At 62.7% G+C, this 1,052-nt stretch carries 1 protein-coding gene; it reads right to left on the bottom strand.

Translation table 11 applies throughout. The features are described 5' to 3' along the window. Positions 1–812: 812 nt before the first annotated feature. Positions 813–1,052 (bottom strand): hypothetical protein (locus tag C6H04_RS08385; RefSeq protein ID WP_233711898.1); only part of this gene is annotated, 240 nt, incomplete at its 5' end.

Genomic DNA, 1,052 nt, shown 5'->3' with positions numbered 1-1,052 from the left:
AGCCCGGCAGGTGATTCCGGAGTGTTCGCCAAGTGGTTCTGGCGTAGCCGGCAGGTGATTTTGGCGTGTCCGGCAGGTGGTTCTGGCGAGTCGAGCAGGTGGTTCCGGCGTGCTCGGCAGGTGCTTCCGGGGTCTTTGGCACGTGGTTCTGGCATGTCTGAGAGGTGGTTCCGGCATGCCCGGCAGGTGATTCCGGAGTGTTCGCCAAGTGGTTCTGGCGTAGCCGGCAGGTGATTTTGCATGTCCGGCGGTGGTTCCGGCGAGTCGAGCCGGTGGTTCCGGCGTGTCCGGCAGGTGGTTCCGGTCTGTCCGGCAGGTGGTTCTGTGGTGTCCGGCACGAGGTTCAGTCTGAGAGGCTGTGCCGGCATGCCCCTCACGTGATTCCGGCTTGTCCCCGAAGTGGTGCTGGTGTAGCGGGCAGGTGATTTTGGCGTGTCCGGCAGGTGGTTCAGGCGAGTTGAGCAGGTGGTTGCGACGTGCTCGGCAGGTGCTTCCGGCGTCTCCGGCACGTGTTTCTGGCACATCTGACTGGTGGTTCCGGCATGCCCAAAAGTTGATTCCGGTCTGTCCGGTAGGTGGTTCCGGCGTGCACGGCACGTGGTTCTGGTACGTCTCAGAGGTGGTTGCGTATGCCCAACAGGTGATTCCGGACTGTCCGCCACGTGCTTCTGGCACGTCTGAGAGGTGGTTCCAACATGCCCGGCAGGTCATTTCGGAGAGTCGTCCAAGTGGTTCTGGCGTAGCCCGCAGGTGATTTTGGCGTGTCCGGCAGGTGGTTCCGCCGTGCTCGGCAGGTGGTTCAGGCATGGCCGTCACGTGGTTCCAGTCTGTCCAGGACGTGTTTCCAGCTTCTCCGGCAGGTGGTTCTGGTACGTCTGAGAGGTGGTTCCGCCATGGCTGGCAGGTGATCCCGGACTGTCCCCCAGGTGGTTCTGGCATAGCCAGCAGTTGATATTGGCCTGTCCGGCAGGTGGTTCCAGCGAGTCGAACAGGTGGCTCCGGCGTTCTTGGCAGGTGGTTCCGGTCTGTCCGGTAGGTGTTTCCGGCGTGTC

The sequence above is a fragment of the Helicobacter salomonis genome, from assembly GCF_900197775.1.
Classification (GTDB): Bacteria; Campylobacterota; Campylobacteria; order Campylobacterales; family Helicobacteraceae; genus Helicobacter; species Helicobacter salomonis.
Note: the sequence above shows the minus strand (reverse complement) of the source record. Positions and strands in the feature narration are given on the sequence as shown.